At 73.3% G+C, this 21,915-nt stretch carries 14 protein-coding genes; 11 read left to right on the top strand and 3 right to left on the bottom strand.

Features of this window, described 5'->3' with window-relative positions:
- Positions 1 to 357 precede the first annotated feature (357 nt).
- Together ABZ861_RS03805 and hrpB are read left to right on the top strand one after the other, a co-directional pair.
- On the top strand, positions 358 to 1,170 hold the full coding sequence (locus tag ABZ861_RS03805) for a class I SAM-dependent methyltransferase (RefSeq protein ID WP_361623113.1): 813 nt from the start codon (positions 358 to 360) through the stop codon (positions 1,168 to 1,170).
- A 299-nt stretch (positions 1,171 to 1,469) separates the two neighbouring features.
- Positions 1,470 to 4,013, top strand: coding sequence for an ATP-dependent helicase HrpB (gene hrpB, locus ABZ861_RS03800; protein ID WP_361623110.1), 2,544 nt, complete (start codon positions 1,470 to 1,472; stop codon positions 4,011 to 4,013).
- 51 nt (positions 4,014 to 4,064) lie between these two features.
- Here hrpB and ABZ861_RS03795 read toward each other — a convergent pair whose 3' ends face one another.
- Positions 4,065 to 5,921, bottom strand: coding sequence for a lytic transglycosylase domain-containing protein (locus tag ABZ861_RS03795; RefSeq protein ID WP_361623107.1), 1,857 nt, complete (start codon positions 5,919 to 5,921; stop codon positions 4,065 to 4,067).
- Between the two features lie 285 nt (positions 5,922 to 6,206).
- Here ABZ861_RS03795 and ABZ861_RS03790 point away from each other — a divergent pair, with 285 nt between their 5' ends.
- The gene (locus ABZ861_RS03790) at positions 6,207 to 7,082 is read left to right on the top strand and encodes a DUF4184 family protein (RefSeq protein WP_361623104.1); all 876 of its coding nucleotides are present in this window, start codon (positions 6,207 to 6,209) and stop codon (positions 7,080 to 7,082) included.
- 335 nt (positions 7,083 to 7,417) lie between these two features.
- Here ABZ861_RS03790 and ABZ861_RS03785 read toward each other — a convergent pair whose 3' ends face one another.
- Both ABZ861_RS03785 and polA read right to left on the bottom strand, forming a co-directional pair.
- A complete protein-coding gene (locus ABZ861_RS03785; protein ID WP_361623101.1) occupies positions 7,418 to 7,762 on the bottom strand; it encodes a hypothetical protein in 345 nt (114 codons plus the stop codon).
- Between the two features lie 525 nt (positions 7,763 to 8,287).
- On the bottom strand, positions 8,288 to 11,011 hold the full coding sequence (polA, locus tag ABZ861_RS03780) for a DNA polymerase I (RefSeq protein WP_361623098.1): 2,724 nt from the start codon (positions 11,009 to 11,011) through the stop codon (positions 8,288 to 8,290).
- Positions 11,012 to 11,437: 426 nt separating this feature from the next.
- Between polA and ABZ861_RS03775 the strand changes: the two genes are divergently transcribed.
- From ABZ861_RS03775 to ABZ861_RS03740, 8 genes are all read left to right on the top strand, one after another.
- Positions 11,438 to 13,813: an FdhF/YdeP family oxidoreductase gene (locus ABZ861_RS03775; RefSeq protein WP_361623095.1), complete on the top strand. Its 2,376-nt coding sequence runs from the start codon at positions 11,438 to 11,440 to the stop codon at positions 13,811 to 13,813.
- Between the two features lie 47 nt (positions 13,814 to 13,860).
- A complete protein-coding gene (locus ABZ861_RS03770; RefSeq protein WP_361623092.1) occupies positions 13,861 to 14,349 on the top strand; it encodes a hotdog fold thioesterase in 489 nt (162 codons plus the stop codon).
- 818 nt (positions 14,350 to 15,167) lie between these two features.
- Positions 15,168 to 15,797 (top strand): Tat pathway signal sequence domain protein, encoded by a 630-nt coding sequence (locus ABZ861_RS03765; RefSeq protein WP_361623089.1) that lies wholly within the window; start codon positions 15,168 to 15,170, stop codon positions 15,795 to 15,797.
- Between the two features lie 285 nt (positions 15,798 to 16,082).
- Positions 16,083 to 17,312 carry a branched-chain amino acid ABC transporter substrate-binding protein gene (locus ABZ861_RS03760; protein WP_361623086.1) on the top strand — a complete coding sequence of 410 codons (1,230 nt, stop codon included), beginning with the start codon at positions 16,083 to 16,085 and terminating at the stop codon, positions 17,310 to 17,312.
- A gap of 123 nt (positions 17,313 to 17,435) precedes the next feature.
- Positions 17,436 to 18,368 carry a branched-chain amino acid ABC transporter permease gene (locus ABZ861_RS03755; protein ID WP_361623083.1) on the top strand — a complete coding sequence of 311 codons (933 nt, stop codon included), beginning with the start codon at positions 17,436 to 17,438 and terminating at the stop codon, positions 18,366 to 18,368.
- Positions 18,369 to 18,373: 5 nt separating this feature from the next.
- Positions 18,374 to 20,203, top strand: coding sequence for a branched-chain amino acid ABC transporter permease (locus ABZ861_RS03750; RefSeq protein WP_361623080.1), 1,830 nt, complete (start codon positions 18,374 to 18,376; stop codon positions 20,201 to 20,203).
- A gap of 5 nt (positions 20,204 to 20,208) precedes the next feature.
- A complete protein-coding gene (locus ABZ861_RS03745; RefSeq protein ID WP_361623077.1) occupies positions 20,209 to 21,093 on the top strand; it encodes an ABC transporter ATP-binding protein in 885 nt (294 codons plus the stop codon).
- Positions 21,090 to 21,806, top strand: a complete 717-nt coding sequence (locus ABZ861_RS03740; protein WP_361623074.1) for an ABC transporter ATP-binding protein — start codon at positions 21,090 to 21,092, stop codon at positions 21,804 to 21,806. Before ABZ861_RS03745 ends, ABZ861_RS03740 begins: the two co-directional genes overlap by 4 nt.
- Positions 21,807 to 21,915 lie beyond the last annotated feature (109 nt).

Raw genomic sequence — 21,915 nt, 5'->3', positions numbered from 1 at the left:
TCACGCCGGGAGCCCGTTTCGCTCTGAAGAAGCCGGACAGCCGAGGAAGCGTCACACCCGAGGAAACTTCGGTGACGCCTCGACAACCGAGGGACATACGACAGATGCGAGCACAGCCTGCTCCGTCTGAGGCGCGCAGGCCCGCAGCGCAACTTGTAGCATACGGGGGCAGCCGGGCAGGGTCAATGCGCGAAGCCGCACAGCCAGGGCGGTTCGCCGCAATTCCGGCGCCGTTCCTTTCTTCCGCGGCCACAGGCGTGCCGTGCGCCCCCTCTGCCTGGGCTTCGCACAGCCCCGCCGGGCGAAGCGGAGGAGCCGCACATTAATACGAGGGAGCCCGTCATCCAAGAGCCAGGAGTGTCCGAGACCGCCGAGGCGTTCGAGCCGGAGGCCACCCGGCGCGCGGCCGGAGTCACCGAGAGCGCGCGGGCCAACCGGGGGTGGTGGGACCGGAACGCGGACGAGTACCAGAGCGAGCACGGCACGTTCCTGGGCGACGACCGCTTCGTGTGGTGCCCCGAGGGCCTGGACGAGGTGGAGGCGGAGCTGCTCGGGCCGGCCGAGGCGCTGCGGGGCAGGGACGTCCTGGAGATCGGCGCCGGGGCCGCCCAGTGCTCGCGCTGGCTGGCCGGGCAGGGCGCGCGTCCGGTCGCCCTGGACCTGTCCCACCGCCAGCTCCAGCACGCGCTGCGGATCGGCGCGCCGTTCCCCCTGGTGTGCGCCGACGCGGGCGCGCTCCCCTTCGCGGACGGCTCCTTCGACCTGGCCTGCTCGGCGTACGGGGCGCTGCCCTTCGTCGCCGATCCACGCCTGGTGCTGCGGGAGGTGCGCCGGGTGCTGCGGCCGGGCGGGCGGTTCGTGTTCTCGGTGACGCACCCCCTGCGGTGGGCCTTCCCCGACGAGGCGGGCCCGGAGGGACTGAGCGTGTCCGCCTCCTACTTCGACCGCACGCCCTATGTAGAGCAGGACGACGACGGGCGGGCCGTGTACGTCGAGCACCACCGCACGCTCGGCGACCGGGTGCGCGACGTAACGGCGTCGGACTTCCGCCTGGTGGACCTGGTGGAGCCGGAGTGGCCCGTCTGGAACACCTCCGAGTGGGGCGGCTGGTCGCCGCTGCGCGGGGGCCTGATCCCAGGAACGGCGATCTTCGTCTGCGAACGGGACTGAAGGGCGCGCGGGGCGGGCTGAGTGCCCGCGCGCCGGGCCGGGCGTCCGCCGGTAGTGGGCAGCGTGCGCGCCCGGCGACGCCGGGCTGGGCGGCCGCGGGCCGGACTGGGCGGCTGCGACGCCGGGCTGGGCGGCTGCGGGTCAGTCTGGGCGGCTGCGACGCCGGGCTGAGAGCCCGGGATAACCAGGCTGAGCACCCGCGGGCCGGGCTCGGCGCGTGTGGGCCGGGCTCGGGGTGGGGTGGCTGGGTTCTCGCTCTTCGTGACCGGGATGTCAGTGCCGCGTACGAGACTGGGGGTGTGATCCGTTATGACGCTCTGGACGCGCTGCCGGTGCGCGGTGCGCTGCCCGCTCTGAACGACGCCCTCGACGCGGCCGGGACCGCCGTCCTGGTGGCGCCGCCCGGGACCGGCAAGACGACGCTGGTGCCGCCGGTGCTCGCCGGGCTGCTGGGCGAGGGGCCGGCGCGGCGGGTCGTGGTGGCCGAGCCGCGCCGGATCGCCGCGCGGGCGGCGGCGCGGCGGATGGCGTGGCTGCTGGGCGAGGAGGTCGGCCGGAGCGTCGGGTACAGCGTCCGCGGAGAGCGGGTCGTCGGGCGGCACACGCGCGTGGAGGTCGTCACGACCGGAGTGCTGCTGCAACGGCTCCAGCGCGACCAGGAACTGGCGGGCGTCGACGCGGTGCTGCTGGACGAGTGCCACGAGCGGCATCTGGACGCGGACACGGCGGCGGCGTTCCTGTGCGACGTGCGCGACACGCTCCGCCCAGAGCTGCTGCTGGTGGCCGCGTCGGCGACCACGGACGCCGAGGGGTGGGCACGGCTGCTGGGCGATGCCCCGGTGGTGCGGGCCGAGGGCGTCACGCATCCGGTGGAGGTGGTCTGGGCGCCGCCCGCGCGGCCGGTGCGGCCGCCGCACGGGATGCGGGTGGACCCCGCGCTGCTCGCGCACGTGGCGTCGGTGGTGCGGCGGGCGCTCGCCGAGCGGACCGGTGACGTGCTGTGCTTCCTGCCGGGCGTCGGCGAGATCGCCCGGGTGGCGGGCGAGCTGGCGCGGCTGGGCGAGGACTTTGAGGCAGACGTCCTCCAGGTGCACGGGCGGGCGCCGGCGGCCGTGCAGGACGCGGTGCTGGCGCCCGGCGGGCGGCGCCGGGTGGTGCTCGCCACGTCTGTGGCCGAGTCGTCGCTTACGGTCCCGGGCGTGCGCGTGGTCGTCGACTCGGGGCTCGCGCGGGAGCCGCGTGTGGACCACGCGCGCGGGCTGAGCGCGCTGGCGACGGTCCGGGCCTCGCGGGCTGCGGGGCGGCAGCGGGCCGGACGCGCCGGGCGTGAGGGGCCGGGCGCGGTGTACCGGTGCTGGAGCGAGACCGAGGACAGGCGGCTGCCGCGGTTCCCCGCCCCGGAGATCAAGACGGCCGACCTGACCGCGTTCGCGCTCCAGGCGGCCTGCTGGGGCGAACCGGACGCCGCCGGGCTGGCGTTGCTGGATCCGCCGCCGAGCGGCGCGATGGCGGCGGCGCGCGGGGTGCTGGCGGCCGTGGGCGCGGTGGACTCCTCCGGGCGGGTCACCGCGCGGGGGCGGCGGCTGGCGCGGCTGGGCGTGCACCCCCGGCTGGGGCGCGCGCTGCTGGACGCGGAGGCGGCGGTGGGGCCGCGCCGGGCCGCGGAGGCGGTGGCGCTGCTCAGCGAGGAGGCGCCGCGGCAGTACGGCGACGACCTCGCCGCGGCCGTGCGGACGGCCTCGCGCGGCGGTGACGCCTACGCCGCGCGGTGGCGCGCGGAGGTCCGGCGACTGCGGTCCGCCCTGAAGGGGGCCGCTGAGCGGCCCCGCGCGGCGGCGGCCGGTGATCGCGAGGGGAGCGAGGCGGGCGGGGACGCGTATGTCGCGGGGCTCGTCGCCGCGCTCGCCTTTCCTGAGCGGGTCGCCAAGGCGGACGGCGGGTCGTATCTGATGGCGTCCGGGACGCGTGCGGAGCTGCCCGAGGGGTCGGCGCTGCGCGGGCAGCCTTGGATCGCCGTCGCCGTGGCGGACCGGCCGCTGGGCAGGGGGCACGCGCGTGTGCAGCTCGCCGCGGCGATCGACGAGGACGTGGCGCGGCTGGCGGCCGGAGCGTTGCACGAGGAGCGGGAAGAGGTCCGCTGGTCCGGCGGGGACGTGGTGGCCCGGCGGGTCGAGCGGCTGGGGGCGGTGGAGCTGGCCGTGCGCCCGCTCACCCGGCCGGACCCGGCCCTGGTGCGGGAGGCACTGCTCAACGGGCTGCGCCAGGAGGGGTTCGGGGTGCTGCGCTGGTCGCCGGACGGCGAGGCGCTGCGGCGGCGGCTCGCCTTTCTGCACCGGCGGCTCGGCGAGCCCTGGCCGGACGTCGGCGACGACGCGCTGCACGCGCGCGTGGCGCAGTGGCTGGAGCCGGAGCTGAGTCGCGCCCGGCGGCGTGCGGACCTGGCGCGGATCGACGCCGGACAGGCTCTAAACCGGCTGTTGCCGTGGACCGGCGGCGAGGCCGCCCGGCTGGACGAACTCGCCCCGGAGCGGATCACCGTGCCCAGCGGCTCCCGGATACGGGTGGACTACGGCGACCCGGATCAGCCGGTGCTCGCGGTGAAGGTGCAGGAGATGTTCGGGCTGGAGAAGTCACCGGAGGTGGCCGGGGTTCCGGTCCTCGTGCATCTGCTCTCCCCCGCGGGACGGCCCGCCGCCGTCACCGCCGACCTCGCCTCGTTCTGGCGGGACGGCTACAAGGGCGTACGGGCCGAGCTGCGCGGGCGGTATCCGAAGCATCCCTGGCCCGAAGACCCGGCCGGCGCGGCGCCGACCCGGCACACCAACGCCCGGCTCGGGCGCTGACGGGCCGTGCGGCCCGGCTCGTCACGACCGGGCCGCACGGTGTCACGAGCCCTACGAGCGCTTCGACGCCGCCGCGGAGGGCGATGCGGACGACGAGGACGACGGGGAGGCAGACGTCGGCGACGGGGAGGCGCTGCCGGGAGCGGGCGACGGCTGGGTCGTGGCGCCGTCGGCCGCGACCTTGAGTTCCACCGTCAGGGTCGCGCCGCCGGCGGTGGTGACGCGGAGCAGGAAGGTTCCCGTGACGTCGTCCGCGTACAGCTTCGGCAGCTTCAGCAGGCCCTTGGCGTCCGTGGTGAGGTTCGTCAGGGTGCGGACGGCCTTGCCGTCGGCGTCCTTGAAGTAGGGGCCCTTGTCGTTCGCGGCGGGGTCGAGGATCGACTTGGCCAGGGTGGCGGTGACCGCGACCTTGTCCGCGGCGGCGCCCTGGTAGGTGGCCGCGACCTCGAGCTGGTGGGCGAACTCGCCGCCGGGGGTGCAGGTGAGCGCGGTGTCGTCGGTGCGGGTGAGGGCGTCGGCGGCGCGCTCGGTGACGCCGGCCGAGTAGGCGAGGGCGGCGACCGTGCGGCCGACGACCACGGCGCGGACGGTGAAGCCGCCCGTCTTCTCGCCCGCCTGGAGCGCCGGGGCGACGGCGGTCCCGGAGGCGCCGGTGAGGACGGTGGCGGTCTTCTCGCCGCCGGTGAAGGCGGCGTCGGTGTCCCCGTCGATCACGAACCGGACCCTGACCTTGGCCACCGCCTGTCCGGCCTTCGTCTCGGCGCGGGCACCGATCTTCTGGGTGAACGCGTGGCCCGCCATAGCGGTGAATTTGGCCGAAATCGCGCCCTTGAGGTGGTCCACGGTGTCGGTGGGCGTGGGCGGCGCAGAGGGCGAGGAGGGCGGACCGGTCGGCGAGGTCGGCCGGGGCGGGGTGGGGCCGTTGCCGTCGCCGTCCGGCTTGCCGGGGGCGCTCGGCTTGGCAGGCCCGGCCGGGGCGCCGGAGTGGTGCGGCGCGGGCGACGCCGAGGACGGTCGCGAGGGCGACGGCCCGCGGGAAGCCCCGGTCCCGGCGTCGCTGCGGCCGGCCGGCAGTGCGCCGGTGCCGTCCGGGATCGAGTGGGTGCCGTTGCGGTAGTACTCCAGCCAGGACAGGACGGTGTCGAGGTAGTCCTGCGAGTGGTTGTAGCTGAGGATCGCCTGGCTGAGGTCGGCGCCGTCGGACAGGTCCCAGCCGTCGCGGCAGAGGTAGTGGCCGGCGGCGAGGGCCGCGTCGTAGACGTTGTTCGGGTCGCGCTTGCCGTCGCCGTTGCCGTCGCGGCCCGCCCACGCCCAGGTGGACGGGATGAACTGCATGGGGCCGATCGCGCGGTCGTAGGTGCTGTCGCCGTCGTAGACGCCGTGGTCGGTGTCGCTGATGTGGGCGAAGCCGGCGCCGTCGAGGACGGGACCCAGGATCGGGGAGAGCGTGGTGCCGTCGGCGGTCACTCGGCCGCCGCGCGCCTGGCCGGACTCGACCTTGCCGATGGCGGCGAGCAGTTGCCAGGGCAGGTTGCAGCCTGGCTTGGCGGCGCGCAGCTCCGCCTCGGCCTTCTTGTAGGCGTCGAGGACGGTGGCGGGTATGCCCGCCTCGGTCGGACCGCTGACGACCGGAACGCCGGGGGACGGAGTGCTGGCGGTGGGCGCTGGGGCGGGGCTCTTGAGCGGGGGCAGGTCGGTGTAGTACGGGGAGTTGCCGGTCGCGGCGCCGTCGCCGTCGAGGCCCGTGACGGGCGCCGGCGCCGGGGTGGCGCCCGCGGCGTTCTGTCTTCCCTGGCCGTCGAGTGTCGCGCCCGGCGCCTGGGATGCGGACAGTGCCGCGACCGCCGCCGCGGCCACGGCTGTGGTGGCCGCTCCCTTGTAGAGTCTCCTGCCGAAATGCGCCGCCATGGAGTGAACCCCTCCCGTGGACGCCCGAGCGCCCTTCTGCACTGTCTGCTCGCCCTGTTGTGACGGTCGACCCGCGATACTGGTTGCCCTCGTGGAGCCTTCCAGGTGTATGACCCAGGAGACCCTACGACAACTTGCTTTCCGTCGGGAGCCGTTCGCGCCCGGTTTTCACCGTTTGGCCACCTACCGTGGCCGAGTCGGAGCGTCGCCGTGCCCCGGGTACGGTCCACGGCGACCACCGGGGTCCCAGCGTCCCCGGCTCAACCCCCTTCCCCGGGAGCCCCGTTGCCATTCACCCTGAGCCATGCGGCCGCCGTGCTCCCCGCGGTGCGCGGCGACGGAACGGGGCGGGCCCGGCTCGTCCCGGCGATGCTCCTGGCGGGCTCCTTCGCCCCCGACATGACGTACTACGCGGCTAACGTGCTGCCTGGCGCGATGGAGTTCGGCGAGGTGACGCACTCCGTCCCCGGCGTCTTCTCCGTGGACGCGGCGACCGCCTGGGCGTCGGCGTGGCTGTGGCTGGCGGTCCGCGAGCCGCTGGTGGCGCTGTTGCCGCGAGCCCGTCAGGGGCGTCCGGCGGCGCTGCTGCGGTGCGGGGCGCCGCCGTCGCGCGTGACGGCGTCCCTGGTCCTGCGGTGGTACGTCTCCGCTGTGCTGGGCGCGCTGACGCACGTGGTGTGGGACGCGTTCACGCATCCCGGCCGGTGGGGGGTGCGGCTGTTCCCGGTGCTGGGACACGAGGCGGCGGGCGCTCCGCTGTACTGGTGCCTGCAGTACGGCAGCTCGGCGGCGGCCGCGGTCGTCATCGTCTGGTTCATGGTGCGCGCGCTGAGGCGGGCGCCGGCCGCAGGGGCTCCCGGAGTGCCCCTGTTGTCGGTGCGGGACCGCTGGTGGGCCGGGGCCGTGATCGCGGGCTGCGCGGCGGCGGGCGCGGCGCAGCGGGTGAGCGAGTCATGGACCGGTCCCGGTGGGACGCTGTTGGACCTGGTCCCGGCCGTGTGCTTCGGCACGGGCGCCGGGCTGGCAGTGGGAGTCGTCGCCTACGCGACCGGTCTCAGGGCGCTGCGGGCGCGCCGGGAGCCCGAGCGCGACGCGGGGACGCCGACGCGGGCCCTGGCGGGGCCGACGCCGGGCGGCGGCCGGGACGCACGAGGGGCCTGACCGGCCGGGTCCGCAGCGGCGGCCGCACCCGCTCGGCCTCCGTTGCCGCTGGCTCAGCCGTGGAGCCCGCGCAGCCGTAGGTCCAGCCGTGGGGCCGGGCGGGGGTAGCGACAGGGGTTGGGCAGGGGCGGTGGCAGCCGTGGCGCTGGAGGCGGGCAGCTAGGGCGCGTGCGCAAAGCACACGCCCTCCTTGGTCGCAGTTGCAGCGATGGTTTCGTCTTCGTCGGGGAGGCCGCGAACCGTACGGTCCGTGCGCCGCGTGCCTGGGCGCGGTGAGGCGGTGATGTGCAGGGCCGGTTCGGGCGGCGTGTCCACGAGCGGCTCGGTGGCTCGTTTCAGCGGGCGGGGCGGCCGCTGGGGCCGTCGGCGGTGAAGGCCGGGGCCGCGACGAAGACGGTGACGGTGTTCGACGGGTCTGGTTGCGGCAGCCGGTTCAGCAGCAGCGCGAGGTAGCCGCGGGTGAGGTCGGCCCACAGGTGCCACGGCTGCGGGTCGGCGGGGTCCGACCGACGGCGCAGACCGGCCACGGCGCGGCGCAAGGCGGTCGCGAGGCCGGCGGGGACACGGGCGGTGCTTGCGCCGGTCGCGAAGGCGGGAACCGACGGCGCCGTCACGTCGGGCGCTTCCCCCACGAGGGTCCGGGGCGCCGCCGGCCGGTGGTTGAGCATGCGTATACCCATGTCCGCATCCTGGCAGGGGCGGGAGGACGGCTGCGTTTCTTCGGGGGCCACGAGAGTGATGGACCGCGGCGACCTGCGAGGACGTCACCGTGGCCGTCCCGCCGCGGCGGGACGGCCACGGCAGGACTACGGCCGCCGGGCAGGGCCACAGCTCGGCGGCCCTGCCGCACTGGGCCTAGAGCTTGGCGGCCCCTACCGGACTTGGGCCGCCGCCCGCCAAGGGCCGCCGAGGCCCCCTTCTGCGTTCGACCGCGCCGCGCGCCGCCCGCCAAGACCTGTCGATCACCTTGCCGTCTGCCCTGCGGGCGACGACTGGGGGACGACACGCCCAACAGCGCTGCGGCCGGAGAGGTTCACCGGCTCACGACGCCCGCCGCGGCGCCTCGCCGCGTCGTCGCACAGCCCGAGTACGTGGCGTTACCGGAGGACATCCCATACACGGGCAGTCCTCCGCCATGCGACGCACCGCACCGCACGCGGCCCGTGACGCGCTGAGCTGTCCGGCAGACCCTTCCGGCCACCGCACTAGTGCGCCGCCGACTCCCAGTCCGGGCCGACGCCCACCGAGACGTCCAGCGGGGCCCGGAGCCGGACGGCGCCGGACATCTCGCGGCGGACGATCTCTTCCGTCGCGGCCCGCTCGCCCGGGGCGATCTCCAGGACGATTTCGTCGTGGACTTGGAGCAGCATCCGGGAGGTGAGACCGGCCTCGCGCAGGGCGCGGTCCACGTTCAGCATGGCGATCTTGACGATGTCCGCCGCCGTGCCCTGGATCGGCGCGTTGAGGGCCATCCGCTCGGCCATCTCGCGGCGCTGGCGGTTGTCGCTGTTGAGGTCCGGCAGGTAGCGGCGGCGGCCGAACAGGGTCTCGGTGTAGCCGGTGGCGCGCGCCTCCTCGACCGCGCGGCGCAGGTAGTCCCGCACGCCGCCGAAGCGCTCGAAGTAGGCGTCCATCAGGGCGCGGGCTTCGGCCGCCTCGATGTTGAGCTGCTGGGACAGGCCGAAGGCGGACAGGCCGTACGCCAGCCCGTACGACATCGCCTTGATCTTGCGGCGCATCTCCGCGTCCACCGCCGACTGCTCGACGCGGAAGACCTGGGAGGCGGCCGTGGTGTGCAGGTCCTCGCCCGAGGTGAACGCCTCGATCAGGCCCGCGTCCTCGGAGAGGTGGGCCATCACCCGCAGCTCGATCTGGCTGTAGTCGGCCGTCATCAGCGACTCGTAGCCCTCGCCGACCACGAAGCCGCGCCGGATGGCCCGGCCCTCGTCGGTGCGGACCGGGATGTTCTGGAGGTTGGGGTCGGTGGAAGACAGCCGGCCGGTCGCGGCGACCGTCTGGTTGAACGTGGTGTGGATGCGGCCGTCGGCCGCGACGGTCTTGATCAGGCCCTCGACGGTGACGCGGAGCTTGGCCTGCTCGCGGTGCCTGAGCATGATCACCGGCAGCTCGTTGTCCGTCTGCGCGGCCAGCCAGGCCAGGGCGTCGGCGTCGGTGGTGTAGCCGGTCTTGGTCTTCTTGGTCCTGGGCAGGGCCAGCTCGCCGAAGAGGACCTCCTGGAGCTGCTTGGGCGAGCCGAGGTTGAACTCGTGGCCCGCCGCCGCGTGCGCCTCCTTCACGGCCTGTTGCACCGCGCCGGCGAAGGTCTGCTCCATCGTCTCCAGGTGGCCGCGGTCGGCGGCGATGCCGTGCCGCTCCATGCGGGCCAGCAGGGCGGAGGTGGGCAGCTCCACGTCGCGCAGCAGGTCCGCGGCGTTCACATCGGGCAGGCGGCTCTCGAAGGCCTCGCCGAGGTCGAGGATGGTCCGGGCCTGGATCATCAGGGCCTCGGCCTCCGCGGCGTCGTCCGCGCCGAAGGCGAGCTGGCCGTCGGCCTGGGCGGGGGACAGTTCCCGGTGCAGGTACTCCAGGGAGAGGGCGTCCAGGGCGAAGGAGCGGCGGCCGGGCTTGACCAGATAGGCGGCGAGCGCGGTGTCCATCCGCACGCCCTCGACGCTCCAGCCGTGCTCGGCGAAGACGCGCATCGCGCTCTTGGCGTCGTGCAGGACCTTGGTCCGGTCGGCGTCGGCGAGCCAGCTTGCGAACGCCCGCTCGTCGGCCTCGTCGAGCTGGGAGGGGTCGAACCAGGCGGCGGCGCCGCCGGACGCCGCGAGCGCGACCTCGGCGACCGAGCCGGCGCCCAGCGCCCAGGCGCCGACGGTGGCGACGCCCAGGGGCTGGTCGCCGTGCTCGGCGAGCCATCCGGCCAGCTCGCCGGTGCTGAGCACCGCGCCGTCCAGCTCCACGCCCTCTGCCGTGACCGGGGCGGTCTCGGCCTCCTCGGCGCCCGGGTCGACGGCGAAGAGCCGCTCGCGCAGCGAGAGGTTGCGGATCTCCAGGGCGTCCAGGACCGTGGCGACGGCCTTGCGGTCGTACGGCTCGCGGGCGAGGCCGGTGACCTGCTGCGGCAGCTCCACGTTGCGCTCCAGCTCGGTGAGCCGGCGGTTGAGCTTGACGGCCTCCAGGTGCTCGCGCAGGTTCTGCCCGGCCTTGCCCTTGACCTCGTCCACCCGCTCCACCAGCTCGGCGAACGAACCGAACTGGTTGATCCACTTCGCGGCGGTCTTCTCGCCGACGCCCGGGATGCCGGGGAGGTTGTCGGACGGGTCGCCGCGCAGCGCCGCGAAGTCCGGGTACTGGGCGGGCGTCAGCCCGTACTTCTCGACGACCTTCTCCGGGGTGAACCGGGTCAGCTCGGAGACGCCCTTGGTCGGGTACAGCACCGTGGTGTGGTCGGAGACGAGTTGGAAGGAGTCGCGGTCGCCGGTGACGATCAGCACCTCGAAGCCCTCGGCCTCGGCCTGGGTGGCGAGGGTGGCGATCACGTCGTCCGCCTCGTAGCCCTCGACGGCGAAGCGGGAGGCGTGCATCGCGTCCAGCAGCTCGCAGATGAGCTGGACCTGGCCCGTGAACTCGTCGGGGGTCTTGGAGCGGTTCGCCTTGTACTCGGTGAACTCCTGCGACCGCCAGGTCTTGCGGGACACGTCGAAGGCGACCGCGAAGTGCGTGGGCGCCTCGTCACGCAGGGTGTTGGCCAGCATCGACGCGAAGCCGTAGATCGCGTTGGTCGGCTGGCCCGTCGCGGTGGTGAAGTTCTCCGCGGGCAGCGCGAAGAACGCGCGGTAGGCCAGCGAGTGCCCGTCCATGAGCATCAGCCGGGGACGGTCGCCGCCGGACGTCGGTTCGGTCTTCTTCGATGCTGTCTCTGCCACGTCCCCGATCCTGCCACGTGCCACTGACAGCCGTGGCCCGGCCGGGTCCGCCGCCTTCGGTCGGCCCGCCCGGCGGCCGGGAGGCCCGTGCCCGGCGCCCGGCGCCGCGGCCCGCTCGCCCCGCCGCGCGCACGCCGCGTCCCGCCCCCGGCGGGGGCTGAACTCGATCCAGCCGCGTGCGGCCGCATGCGCCACGCCGCGTCCTGCCCCGGCGCGGGCTGAACTCGTCCCCGCCTGCCCCGTCTCGGTCGGCCGCCCTGTCCGCCCGGAACCCACCGGCCCCGGCCGCCCCGTGCACCTCACCTTCCCCGCCTGCCCCGCCTCCCCCGCCTCCCCCGCGTCCGTCGCCCCGCCAGGACCCGTTGTCAGCGCCTCGTGCGAGGATCGGAGACATAGCTCACTCGCACGGTCGAAGAGGAGGGCACGATGGCCGCCAAGCCGCCCAAGGGCGATCCGGTGCAGGACGCGCCGCGGGTCTCCGAGCCGCAGCACGCGGCGGCGGGACTGCCGGCCGTCGGGCACACCCTGCGCGCCGCGCAGGCGCAGATGGGCGTGCGCCGCACCGCGCTGACCCTGCTGCGAGTCAACCAGAAGGACGGCTTCGACTGCCCGGGATGCGCCTGGCCGGAGCCGGAGCACCGGCACGCGGCGGAGTTCTGCGAGAACGGCGCGAAGGCGGTCGCCGAGGAGGCCACGCTGCGCCGGGTCACCCCGGCATTCTTCGCCGCGCACTCGGTGGCCGACCTGGCCGGCCGCAGCGGCTACTGGCTGGGCCAGCAGGGCCGCCTCACCCACCCCGTGTACCTGCCCGAGGGCGGCGACCACTACGAGCCGGTCTCCTGGGAGCGCGCCTTCGGGATCGTCGCCGAGGAGATCGCGGCCCTCCGCTCGCCCGACGAGTCGGTCTTCTACACCTCCGGCCGCACCAGCAACGAGGCCGCCTTCCTCTACCAGCTCTTCGCGCGCGAGCTGGGCACCAACAACCTGCCGGACTGCTCCAACATGTGCCACGAGTCCTCCGGCTCGGCCCTGTCGGAGACGATCGGCGTCGGCAAGGGCAGCGTGCTGCTGGAGGACCTGTACCAGGCGGACCTGATCATCGTGGCCGGGCAGAACCCGGGCACGAACCATCCCCGGATGCTCTCCGCGCTGGAGAAGGCCAAGGCGAGCGGCGCACGGATCATCAGCGTGAACCCGCTGCCCGAGGCGGGCCTGGAGCGGTTCAAGAACCCGCAGACCGCAAAGGGGCTGGCCGTCGGCGCCGCGCTCACCGACCTGTTCCTCCAGATCCGCCTCGGCGGCGACCAGGCCCTGTTCCGGCTCCTCAACAAGCTGATCATCGAGACCGAGGGCGGCGTCGACGAGGCGTTCGTGCGCGAGCACACCCACGGATACGAGGAGTTCGAGGCCGCGGCGCGCACCGCGGACTGGGACAAGACGCTGGCCGCGACCGGGCTCACGCGCGAGGAGATCGACCGGGCGCTGGAGATGGTCCTCGCCTCCGAACGCACCATCGTGTGCTGGGCGATGGGCCTGACCCAGCACAAGCACTCCGTGCCCACCATCCGCGAGGTGGTCAACTTCCTTCTGCTGCGCGGCGACATAGGCCGCCCGGGTGCGGGCGTGTGCCCGGTGCGCGGCCACTCCAACGTGCAGGGCGACCGCACGATGGGCATCTTCGAGCGGCCCGCGCCGGCCTTCCTGGACGCGCTGGAGAAGGAGTTCGGCTTCGCCCCGCCCCGCGAGCACGGCTACGACGTCGTACGGGCCATCCGCGCGCTGCGCGACGGCGCGGCGAAGGTGTTCTTCGCGATGGGCGGCAACTTCGTCTCCGCCTCTCCCGACACCGAGGTCACCGAGGCGGCCATGCGCCGTGCGCGGCTGACCGTGCACGTGTCGACCAAGCTGAACCGCTCGCACGCGGTCACGGGCGCGCGGGCCCTGATCCTGCCCACGCTCGGGCGGACCGAGCGGGATGTGCAGGCGGCGGGCGAGCAGTTCGTGACCGTGGAGGACTCCATGGGCATGGTGCACGCCTCGCGCGGCCGGCTGAAGCCCGCGAGCGCGCACCTGTTGTCCGAGCCGGCCATCGTCTGCCGTCTGGCCCGCCGGGTGCTGGGCGAGGACAGCGTGGTGCCGTGGGAGGAGTTCGAGAAGGACTACGGCGCGATCCGCGACCGCGTCTCCCGGGTGGTCCCCGGCTTCGAGGACTTCAACGAGCGCGTGGGCCGCCCCGGCGGCTTCGCCCTGCCGCACGCGCCGCGCGACGAGCGCCGCTTCCCGACTGCCACCGGCAAGGCCAACTTCACGGCCGCGCCGGTCGAGTACCCCGAGCTGCCCGAGGGCCGGCTGCTGCTCCAGACGGTGCGCTCGCACGACCAGTACAACACCACGATCTACGGCCTCGACGACCGCTACCGCGGCATCAGGAACGGGCGCCGGGTGGTGCTGGTCAACCCCGAGGACGCGCGCCGGCTCGGGGTGGCCGACGGCTCGTACGTGGACTTGGTGAGCGAGTGGCGCGACGGTGTGGAGCGGCGGGCGCCCGGCTTCCGGGTCGTGCACTACCCGACCGCGCGCGGCTGCGCGGCCGCGTACTACCCGGAGACGAACGTCCTGGTGCCGCTGGACGCCACCGCCGACACCAGCAACACCCCGGCGAGCAAATCCCTTGTGGTCCGCCTCGAAAGCCGCCCGGAGCACCGCCCCGAAGACCGCATCGCCGACCGCCCCGAAGACCTTGGGGACGACCACCCGGAGGAGCGTCCGGCAGCCCGTCTGGAACAATCGGCGACCGACTGAGCGTTTGCTCAGCGGACAGTCGGTGGACGACGGACGGAGCCGGGCCCATGGGTGAGAAGCAGAACGTGACGTTCCCGCAGGACGTCACCGACGAGTACGCGGCCCTCGGCGTCGACCTCCAGGCGCTCTTCTCGGCGGGCCACTTGGGGGCGCGGATGGGCGTGCAGATCGTCGAGGCGTCGGCGGAGCGGGTCGTCGGGACGATGCCCGTCGAGGGCAACACGCAGCCGTACGGGCTGCTGCACGGCGGCGCCTCGGCGGTGCTGGCGGAGACGCTGGGCTCGGTCGGCTCCATGCTGCACGGCGGCCCGTCCAAGATCGCGGTCGGCGTGGACCTCAACTGCACGCACCACCGCGGGGCCCGCTCGGGCCTGGTCACCGGTGTCGCCACTCCTGTGCACCGGGGGCGCTCGACGGCCACGTACGAGATCGTGATCAGCGACGAGCAGGAGCGGCGGGTGTGCACCGCCCGCCTGACCTGCCTGCTGCGCGACGCGCGTCCGGGCGACGCCGACCAGGTGCTCGCCGCGGGCTGACCACCGCGCCCGCGGCGCGCTGACCGCACCGGTGGGCGGCCCCCATGCACGGGGTGCCCATCGGCGCACGAGGCGCCCACCGGCCGCCCGCACCACAGCCGCCCAACGGCCGCACCGCCGCCCGCCGTGCGGCCGTAGCCCGCACCGCAGGAGCCGCGGGGCACCGCCTCTATACGCCGGGCGTCCCACGCCCGTCGTCCGAAGCCCCCGCACCGCCATGGCTCTTGAGGGCTGCCCCAGGTCGGGCGCCGCGCGCCGATCGCCCGAGGCCCCGCACCGGTGCGTCCCCGCACGACCGCTGCTCGCCAAAAGCGTCCCCGCACCACCGCCGCTCGTAGGAGGCGTGCCCGCGCGGCCCGTCCACCGAGCGCTCGCAAGGCCGTTGCCCGCCGGCTTCCCACGCCCTAGCTTCGGGGCATGGCAACGCCGAGACCGCGCAGGACACGGAGAGCCGCCGGCCGAGCGCCGGATCCCGGGGACGGCGCCGCCGCCCACAAGGCGGCCGGCAGCGCGTCCGGCGACGCATCCGGCGACACGCCCCGCCGCGCGCCCGACGACACCCCACGCGCCAGCCACCGCGACCGCCGACCGGCAATGCCGCCCCACGGGCCATATTCCGCCCACCGCGACCGCCAACCGGCGCCGCCCCGTGGGCCGTACGCCACATCCCGCGACCGTCGCCCGGCGGCCCCGCCCCGTGGACGACACATCACTCAACGTAACCACCGAGCCGCGAGGCCGCCGCGTGCGCGGAGCGCGGTCCCGCACCGCACGCACCCCACCGCACCGCTCCCGACGCACCGTCAAGGTTGCCCACAGTGAACGGTGTCGGGCCCCTGGAGCCGGGCGAGGGCACCCACGCGCAGGATGCGCGGGACACGTACGACCCCGCCGCACCGCACCCGGCCCATCCCCGCGGCGGGCGTGCGGCGCGGCTCATCGGCCGCCGCCGCGGCGTCGTCCTCACGGTCGCGACGGTCGCCGCCGCACTCGCCGTCGGCGGATTCCTCTACGCCGCTCGCGATCCCCAACCGCCGCCCCCCGCACCGCCGTTCCCCTCCCAGGTCGTCGACGTCTCCTACCTGGACGCGGTGGCGCCGCCCAGCGGCTCACCGCCCCGCAGCTTCAGCTTCGCGGTCCTGGTCGACGTGGACTCCGGGCCGCCCGTCACCGTCGACCGGATAAGCCAGCCGTACGCGGGACTTTCCGTGACCGCCACGCCTCGCACGCCTTTCCGGACGGAGGCCGGTTCCGCGCGGAAAGTCATCCTCACCCTGCACGTCACGGAATGCGGGAAAGCGCCGGTGAATGCCGGCCTCCCTTTCCTGGATGTGACGCTGCGTAATGCACGAGCGAGAGAGGTGCACAGTTTCATCCTCGGGACGCGCTATGCGCGGGCGCTCTCCGAGTCCCTGCGGGACGCGTGCGACGCCGCTTCACGGTCATGACCAAAACATCCGAGACGCCTGAACGCGGTCACGGCACGTCCTGCGCATTCTCAGAATGCGGACAGGGCGAATCGGCCTGAATTCCGCTGTTCCACCCAGGCGGCACCGCTGTGCATTACGCCGTGTCATAACAAGAACGTCACAGCATGGGCCAGACACTCTCCACGTTCCTCACCCGCGCCTAGAGTCACGGCCAGTCACCGCGCTGTCGGACGAGCACTCCGGACCGGCGCTCGACTCGGCCCCTTCCAGGGGGGATGGGCCGCGCCTGGGAAAGGACTGATCGTGCGTCAACGTTCTCTCATCGCCGTCACCGCCGCGCTGGCGGCCGGAGCCCTCACCCTCACCGCCTGCGGCTCGCGCGACAGCGGCGACAAGAACTCCGAGTCGGGCGGCGGGACCACCGTGACCATCGGCGTCGACGCCCCGCTGACCGGCGACCTGTCCGCCCTGGGCCTCGGCATCAAGAACTCCGTCGACCTCGCCGCGAAGACCGCCAACAAGAAGAACTACGTCAAGGGCGTCACCTTCAAGATCGAGGCCCGCGACGACCAGGCGCAGCCCTCCTCGGGCCAGCAGAACGCCACCGCGCTCGTCGCCGACAAGGCCGTCCTCGGCGTCGTCGGCCCGCTGAACTCCTCCGTCGCCGAGTCGATGCAGAAGGTCTTCGACGACGCCAAGCTCGCCGAGGTCTCCCCGGCGAACACCGGCCCCGCCCTCACCCAGGGCCCGGACTGGCGCACCAAGAAGGTCCGTCAGTTCAAGTCGTACTTCCGTACCGCGACCACGGACGCCATCCAGGGCCCGTTCGCCGCGCAGTACCTGTACAACGACGCCAAGAAGAAGAAGGTCTTCGTCATCGACGACAAGAAGACCTACGGCGCCGGCCTCGCCGGCACCTTCACCGACGAGTTCAAGAAGCTCGGCGGCACGGTCGCCGGCACGGAGCACATCAACCCCGACACCAAGGACTTCTCCGCGGTCGCCACCAAGGTGAAGAACTCCGGCGCCGACGTCGTCTACTACGGCGGCGAGTACCCGCAGGCCGGTCCGCTCAGCAAGCAGATCAAGGCCGCGGGCTCCAAGATCCCGCTGGTCGGCGGCGACGGCATCTACGACCCGACCTTCATCAAGCTGGCGGGCGGCGACTCCGCCGGCGACCTCGCCACCTCGGTCGGCGCCCCCGTCGAAACCCTCCCCTCCGCCAAGCAGTTCGTCGCCGACTACCAGGCGGGCGGCTACAAGGAGAGCTACGCGGCCTACGGCGGCTACTCCTACGACTCCGCCTGGGCGATCATCGAGGCCGTCAAGAAGGTCGTCGACGACAACGGCGGCAAGCTCCCCGACGACGCCCGCGCCAAGGTCACCGCGGCCCTCCAGAACGTCTCCTTCGACGGAGTGACCGGCAAGGTCTCCTTCGACGAGTTCGGCGACGCCACGAACAAGCAGCTCACCGTGTACGCCGTCAAGGGCGCCGCCTGGGCCGCGGAGAAGTCGGGCACCTACACCGGCTGACCCACACCCAGACCGCTCGACAGCCGCGCGGGGCGCTGATTCCACAGGCGCCCCGCGCGGACTCGCATCCGGTCACACCCCGGCCACATCCGTCGAACGTCCGAAAGTCTCGGAGGACATGCGGTGAACGAACTGCCGCAGCAGCTAGTCAACGGCCTGCTCTTGGGATCCATGTACGGGCTGATCGCCATCGGCTACACCATGGTCTACGGCATTGTCCAGCTCATCAACTTCGCCCACGGCGAGATCTTCATGACCGGGGCCTTCGGCGCCCTCACGGTCTCCGCGTACATCCTGCCCACCGGCACCTCCATGTGGGTCGCCCTGCCCCTCATGCTGCTCGGCGCGATCATCGTCGCCGTCCTGGTCGCCATGGGGGCGGAACGGTTCGCCTACCGTCCGCTGCGCACCGCGCCCCGCCTCGCGCCGCTCATCACGGCCATCGGCCTGTCCCTGGCGCTCCAGCAGGCCGTCTGGTCCTGGTACCCCGACGCGAAGTCCGCGCGCACCTTCCCGCAGATCCCCGGCGGCCCCTTCCACCTCGGCGACGTCACCATCCAGACCGGCGACGTCTTCCTCCTCGCCGCCGCGCCGATCAGCATGGCCGTCCTCGCCTACTTCGTCATGAAGACCCGCACCGGACGCGGCATGCAGGCCACGGCCCAGGACCCGGACACCGCGAAGCTGATGGGCATCGACACCGACCGCATCATCGTGGTCGCCTTCGCGCTGGGCGCCGCGTTCGCCGCCGTCGGCGGCGTCGCCTACGGCCTCAAGTACGGCCAGGTCGACTTCCGGATGGGCTTCATCCTCGGCCTGAAGGCGTTCACCGCCGCAGTCCTCGGCGGCATCGGCAACATCTACGGCGCCATGATCGGCGGCGTCGTCCTCGGCATCGCCGAGACCCTGGCCACCGCCTACATCGCGGACCTTCCCGCCATGGACAAGTTCGGCACCCAGAGCTGGGCCGACGTCTGGGCGTTCGTACTCCTCATCCTCGTGCTGCTGTTCCGGCCGCAGGGCCTGCTCGGCGAGCGCGTGGCGGACAGGGCGTGACACCGATGACTGCACAGACCACCGCACCCGAGACCCCGGGCGCCCGCTCCGCCGGCGCCCGCGGCGCCGGCCTGTTCGGCGTTCCGGCCCACGTCGCCCGCGCGGTCGCCCTCGGCGGCGCCGTCCTCACCGTCGTCTCCGCCTTCCTGTCCTGGACCTGGACCGCCGCGTTCCCCGGCGACCTCACCGTCTACGGCTACCCCGGCGGCCTCCAGGTGCTGGTCCTCATCGGCGGCGCCCTCACCACGCTGTTCGCGCTGGCCTCCTACGGCGTTCAGGGACTTCGCTGGCTCACCCCCGGCGGAGCCGACGCGGCCGTCCGGTTCGCCGCGCTCGCCACCTTCGCCGCCGCCTGGTACACCGTCCTCGCGATCAGCGTCGAACTCGGCGGCGTCGTCAACCTCGAACCGGGCGGCTACCTGGTCGCCGTCACCAGCCTGGCGGCCCTTCTCGGCGCGCTGGCGCTGCCCTTCGAGCGGCCCGAGCCCGACCCGATCGACCCCGACAGCAGCGCCGGGGAGAAGGCCCGGCACCGCGTCGCCCACGGCTGGAGCACCGCCAAGGCGGCCTTCGCCGCGCCCAGCCCGCGGCCGGTGCGCGCCCTGCCCCCGTACGTCGAGATCCTCATCATCGCCGCCGTCCTCGCGCTGGGCCTGACGGTCTTCACCTACGGCATCGGCACCGAGTACGACGAGCTGTTCGTCGGCTTCCTCCTCACCGCCGGCTTCAGCTTCGCCGCCCTCACCAAGGCCGGGCTGATCGCGCACGCCGCGCAGATCACCGCGCGGCATCAGAACGTCACCACCGTCGGCGCGTTCCTCGCCGCCGCCCTGTTCCCCTTCACCCAGACCGACGACCAGTACGCGACGCTCGGCGTCTACATCCTCATCTTCGCCACCGTCGCCCTGGGCCTGAACATCGTCGTCGGCCTCGCCGGCCTGCTCGACCTCGGCTACGTCGCCTTCCTCGGCGTCGGCGCCTACGCGGCCGCGCTGGTCTCCGGCTCGCCCAACTCGCCGTTCCACGTGCACTTCCCCTTCTGGGCGGCCGTGCTCATCGGCGCGCTCGCCTCACTCGTGTTCGGCGTCCTCATCGGCGCGCCGACTCTGCGGCTGCGCGGCGACTACCTCGCCATCGTCACCCTCGGCTTCGGCGAGATCTTCCGGATCACCGCCAACAACCTGGACGGCGTCTCCGGACCGGACGTCACCAACGGCTCCAACGGCATCTCGTCCATCCCGAACCTCGACGTGGCCGGCTTCGACTTCGGCGCCCCGCACGACGTGGCCGGGTTCACCATCGGACGGTTCGCCAACTACTTCTTCCTGATGCTGATCATCACCGCGGTCGTGGTCCTCGTCTTCCGGCGCAGCGGCAACTCCCGCATCGGGCGCGCCTGGGTCGCCATCCGCGAGGACGAGACCGCGGCGCTGGCCATGGGCATCAACGGCTTCCGCGTCAAGCTCATCGCCTTCGCCGTCGGCGCCTCCCTCGCCGGGCTCGCCGGGACCGTCCAGGCGCACGTCACCTACACCGTCACGCCGGAGCAGTACCTGTTCGCCGGGCCCATCCCGCCCAACTCCGCATTCCTGCTGGCCGCGGTCGTCCTCGGCGGCATGGGCACCATCGCCGGGCCGCTCATCGGCGCGTCGCTGCTCTTCCTCATCCCCAACAAGCTCCAGTTCCTGGGCGACTACCAGCTCTTCGCCTTCGGCGTCGCGCTCATCCTGCTGATGCGTTTCCGCCCGGAGGGACTGATCCCCAACCGGCGCCGCCAACTGGAATTCCACGAAGAGGCCGAAGCGCCCACGGTCCTCGGCGAGACAGGGGCCTGACCACCATGACTGCCCAGACCACTGCCCGCGGCGAGACCGTCCTCGACGCACGCGGCGTCACCATGCGCTTCGGCGGCCTCACCGCCGTGCGCGGCGTCGACCTCACCGTCAACAGCGGCGAGATCGTCGGACTGATCGGCCCCAACGGCGCCGGGAAGACCACCTTCTTCAACTGCCTCACCGGCCTCTACATCCCCACCGAGGGCGAGGTCCGCTACAAGGGCGACGTGCTGCCGTCCCAGTCGTTCAAGGTCACGGCGGCCGGCATCGCCCGCACCTTCCAGAACATCCGGCTGTTCGCGAACATGACCGTCCTGGAGAACGTCCTCGTCGGCCGGCACACCCGGACCAAGGAGGGCTTCTGGTCGGCGGTGCTGCGCGGCCCCGGCTTCCACCGGGCCGAAGCGGCCTCCCGCACACGGGCCACGGAACTCCTGGAGTTCATCGGCCTCGCCGACAAGGCCGACCACCTCGCCCGCAACCTCCCCTACGGCGAGCAGCGCAAGCTGGAGATCGCCCGCGCGCTGGCCAGCGAGCCCGGCCTGCTGCTGCTGGACGAGCCCACCGCGGGCATGAACCCCCAGGAGACCCGGGCCACCGAGGAACTGGTCTTCGCCATCCGCGACATGGGCATCGCCGTCCTCGTCATCGAGCACGACATGCGGTTCATCTTCAATCTGTGCGACCGCGTGGCCGTCCTGGTGCAGGGCGAGAAGCTCGTCGAGGGCGACAGCGCCACCGTGCAGGGGGACGAACGGGTCGTCGCCGCCTACCTCGGCGAGCCCTTCGACGGCGCGCCCGACGACGAGGAGGCCGCCCGCGCGGCGGACGCCGAGGCGCACGCCGCACCCACCACGGACGCCGCGCCCGGCAAGGAGAACGACCGATGACCGCGCTGCTCGAAGTCGAGGACCTCCGCGTCGCCTACGGCAAGATCGAAGCCGTCAAGGGCGTCTCCTTCTCGGTCGAGGCCGGGCAGGTCGTCACCCTCATCGGCACCAACGGCGCGGGCAAGACCACCACCCTGCGCACCCTCTCCGGCCTGCTCAAGCCGGTGGGCGGCCAGATCAAGTTCAACGGCAGGTCCCTCAAGAGGATCCCCGCGCACGAGATCGTCGCCTTCGGCCTCGCCCACTCCCCCGAGGGGCGGCACATCTTCCCGCGCATGACGATCGAGGACAACCTGCGCCTGGGCGCCTTCCTGCGCAAGGACCGGGACGGCATCGAGAAGGACATCCAGCGCGCCTACGACCTCTTCCCCATCCTCGGCGAACGGCGCAGGCAGGCCGCGGGCACCCTCTCCGGCGGCGAGCAGCAGATGCTCGCCATGGGCCGCGCCCTGATGTCCCGGCCCAAGCTGCTCATGCTCGACGAGCCCTCCATGGGCCTCTCCCCGATCATGATGCAGAAGATCATGGCGACCATCTCCGAGCTGAAGTCCCAGGGCACCACCATCCTGCTCGTCGAGCAGAACGCCCAGGCGGCGCTCTCCCTCGCCGACCAGGGGCACGTCATGGAGATCGGCCGCATCGTCCTGTCCGGCACGGGCCGCGACCTGCTGCACGACGAGTCGGTGCGCAAGGCGTACCTCGGCGAGGACTGATCTCGGCGCGGACCGGCTGGTCCGCCCGGACCAGCCGGTCCGCCCGGATCCGCGCCCGCACGCGGCAGAGGCCCGCACTCCCGGCCGGGGGTGCGGGCCTCGCCGCGCG

Source organism: Streptomyces sp. NPDC046985, from assembly GCF_040644415.1.
Lineage (GTDB): Bacteria > Actinomycetota > Actinomycetes > Streptomycetales > Streptomycetaceae > Streptomyces.
The sequence above is the reverse complement of the archived record's forward strand: the minus strand, read 5'-3'. Positions and strand labels throughout refer to the sequence as shown.

What these genes read in the sequence shown, in the direction of transcription:
- ABZ861_RS03740 (WP_361623074.1), top strand. Translation starts at nt 21,090, where the DNA reads ATGACCGCGCTGCTCGAAGTCGAGGACCTCCGCGTCGCCTACGGCAAG.
- ABZ861_RS03795 (WP_361623107.1), bottom strand. Translation starts at nt 5,921, where the DNA reads ATGGCGGCGCATTTCGGCAGGAGACTCTACAAGGGAGCGGCCACCACA.
- ABZ861_RS03770 (WP_361623092.1), top strand. Translation starts at nt 13,861, where the DNA reads ATGGGTGAGAAGCAGAACGTGACGTTCCCGCAGGACGTCACCGACGAG.
- ABZ861_RS03785 (WP_361623101.1), bottom strand. Translation starts at nt 7,762, where the DNA reads ATGGGTATACGCATGCTCAACCACCGGCCGGCGGCGCCCCGGACCCTC.
- ABZ861_RS03750 (WP_361623080.1), top strand. Translation starts at nt 18,374, where the DNA reads ATGACTGCACAGACCACCGCACCCGAGACCCCGGGCGCCCGCTCCGCC.
- ABZ861_RS03775 (WP_361623095.1), top strand. Translation starts at nt 11,438, where the DNA reads ATGGCCGCCAAGCCGCCCAAGGGCGATCCGGTGCAGGACGCGCCGCGG.
- ABZ861_RS03745 (WP_361623077.1), top strand. Translation starts at nt 20,209, where the DNA reads ATGACTGCCCAGACCACTGCCCGCGGCGAGACCGTCCTCGACGCACGC.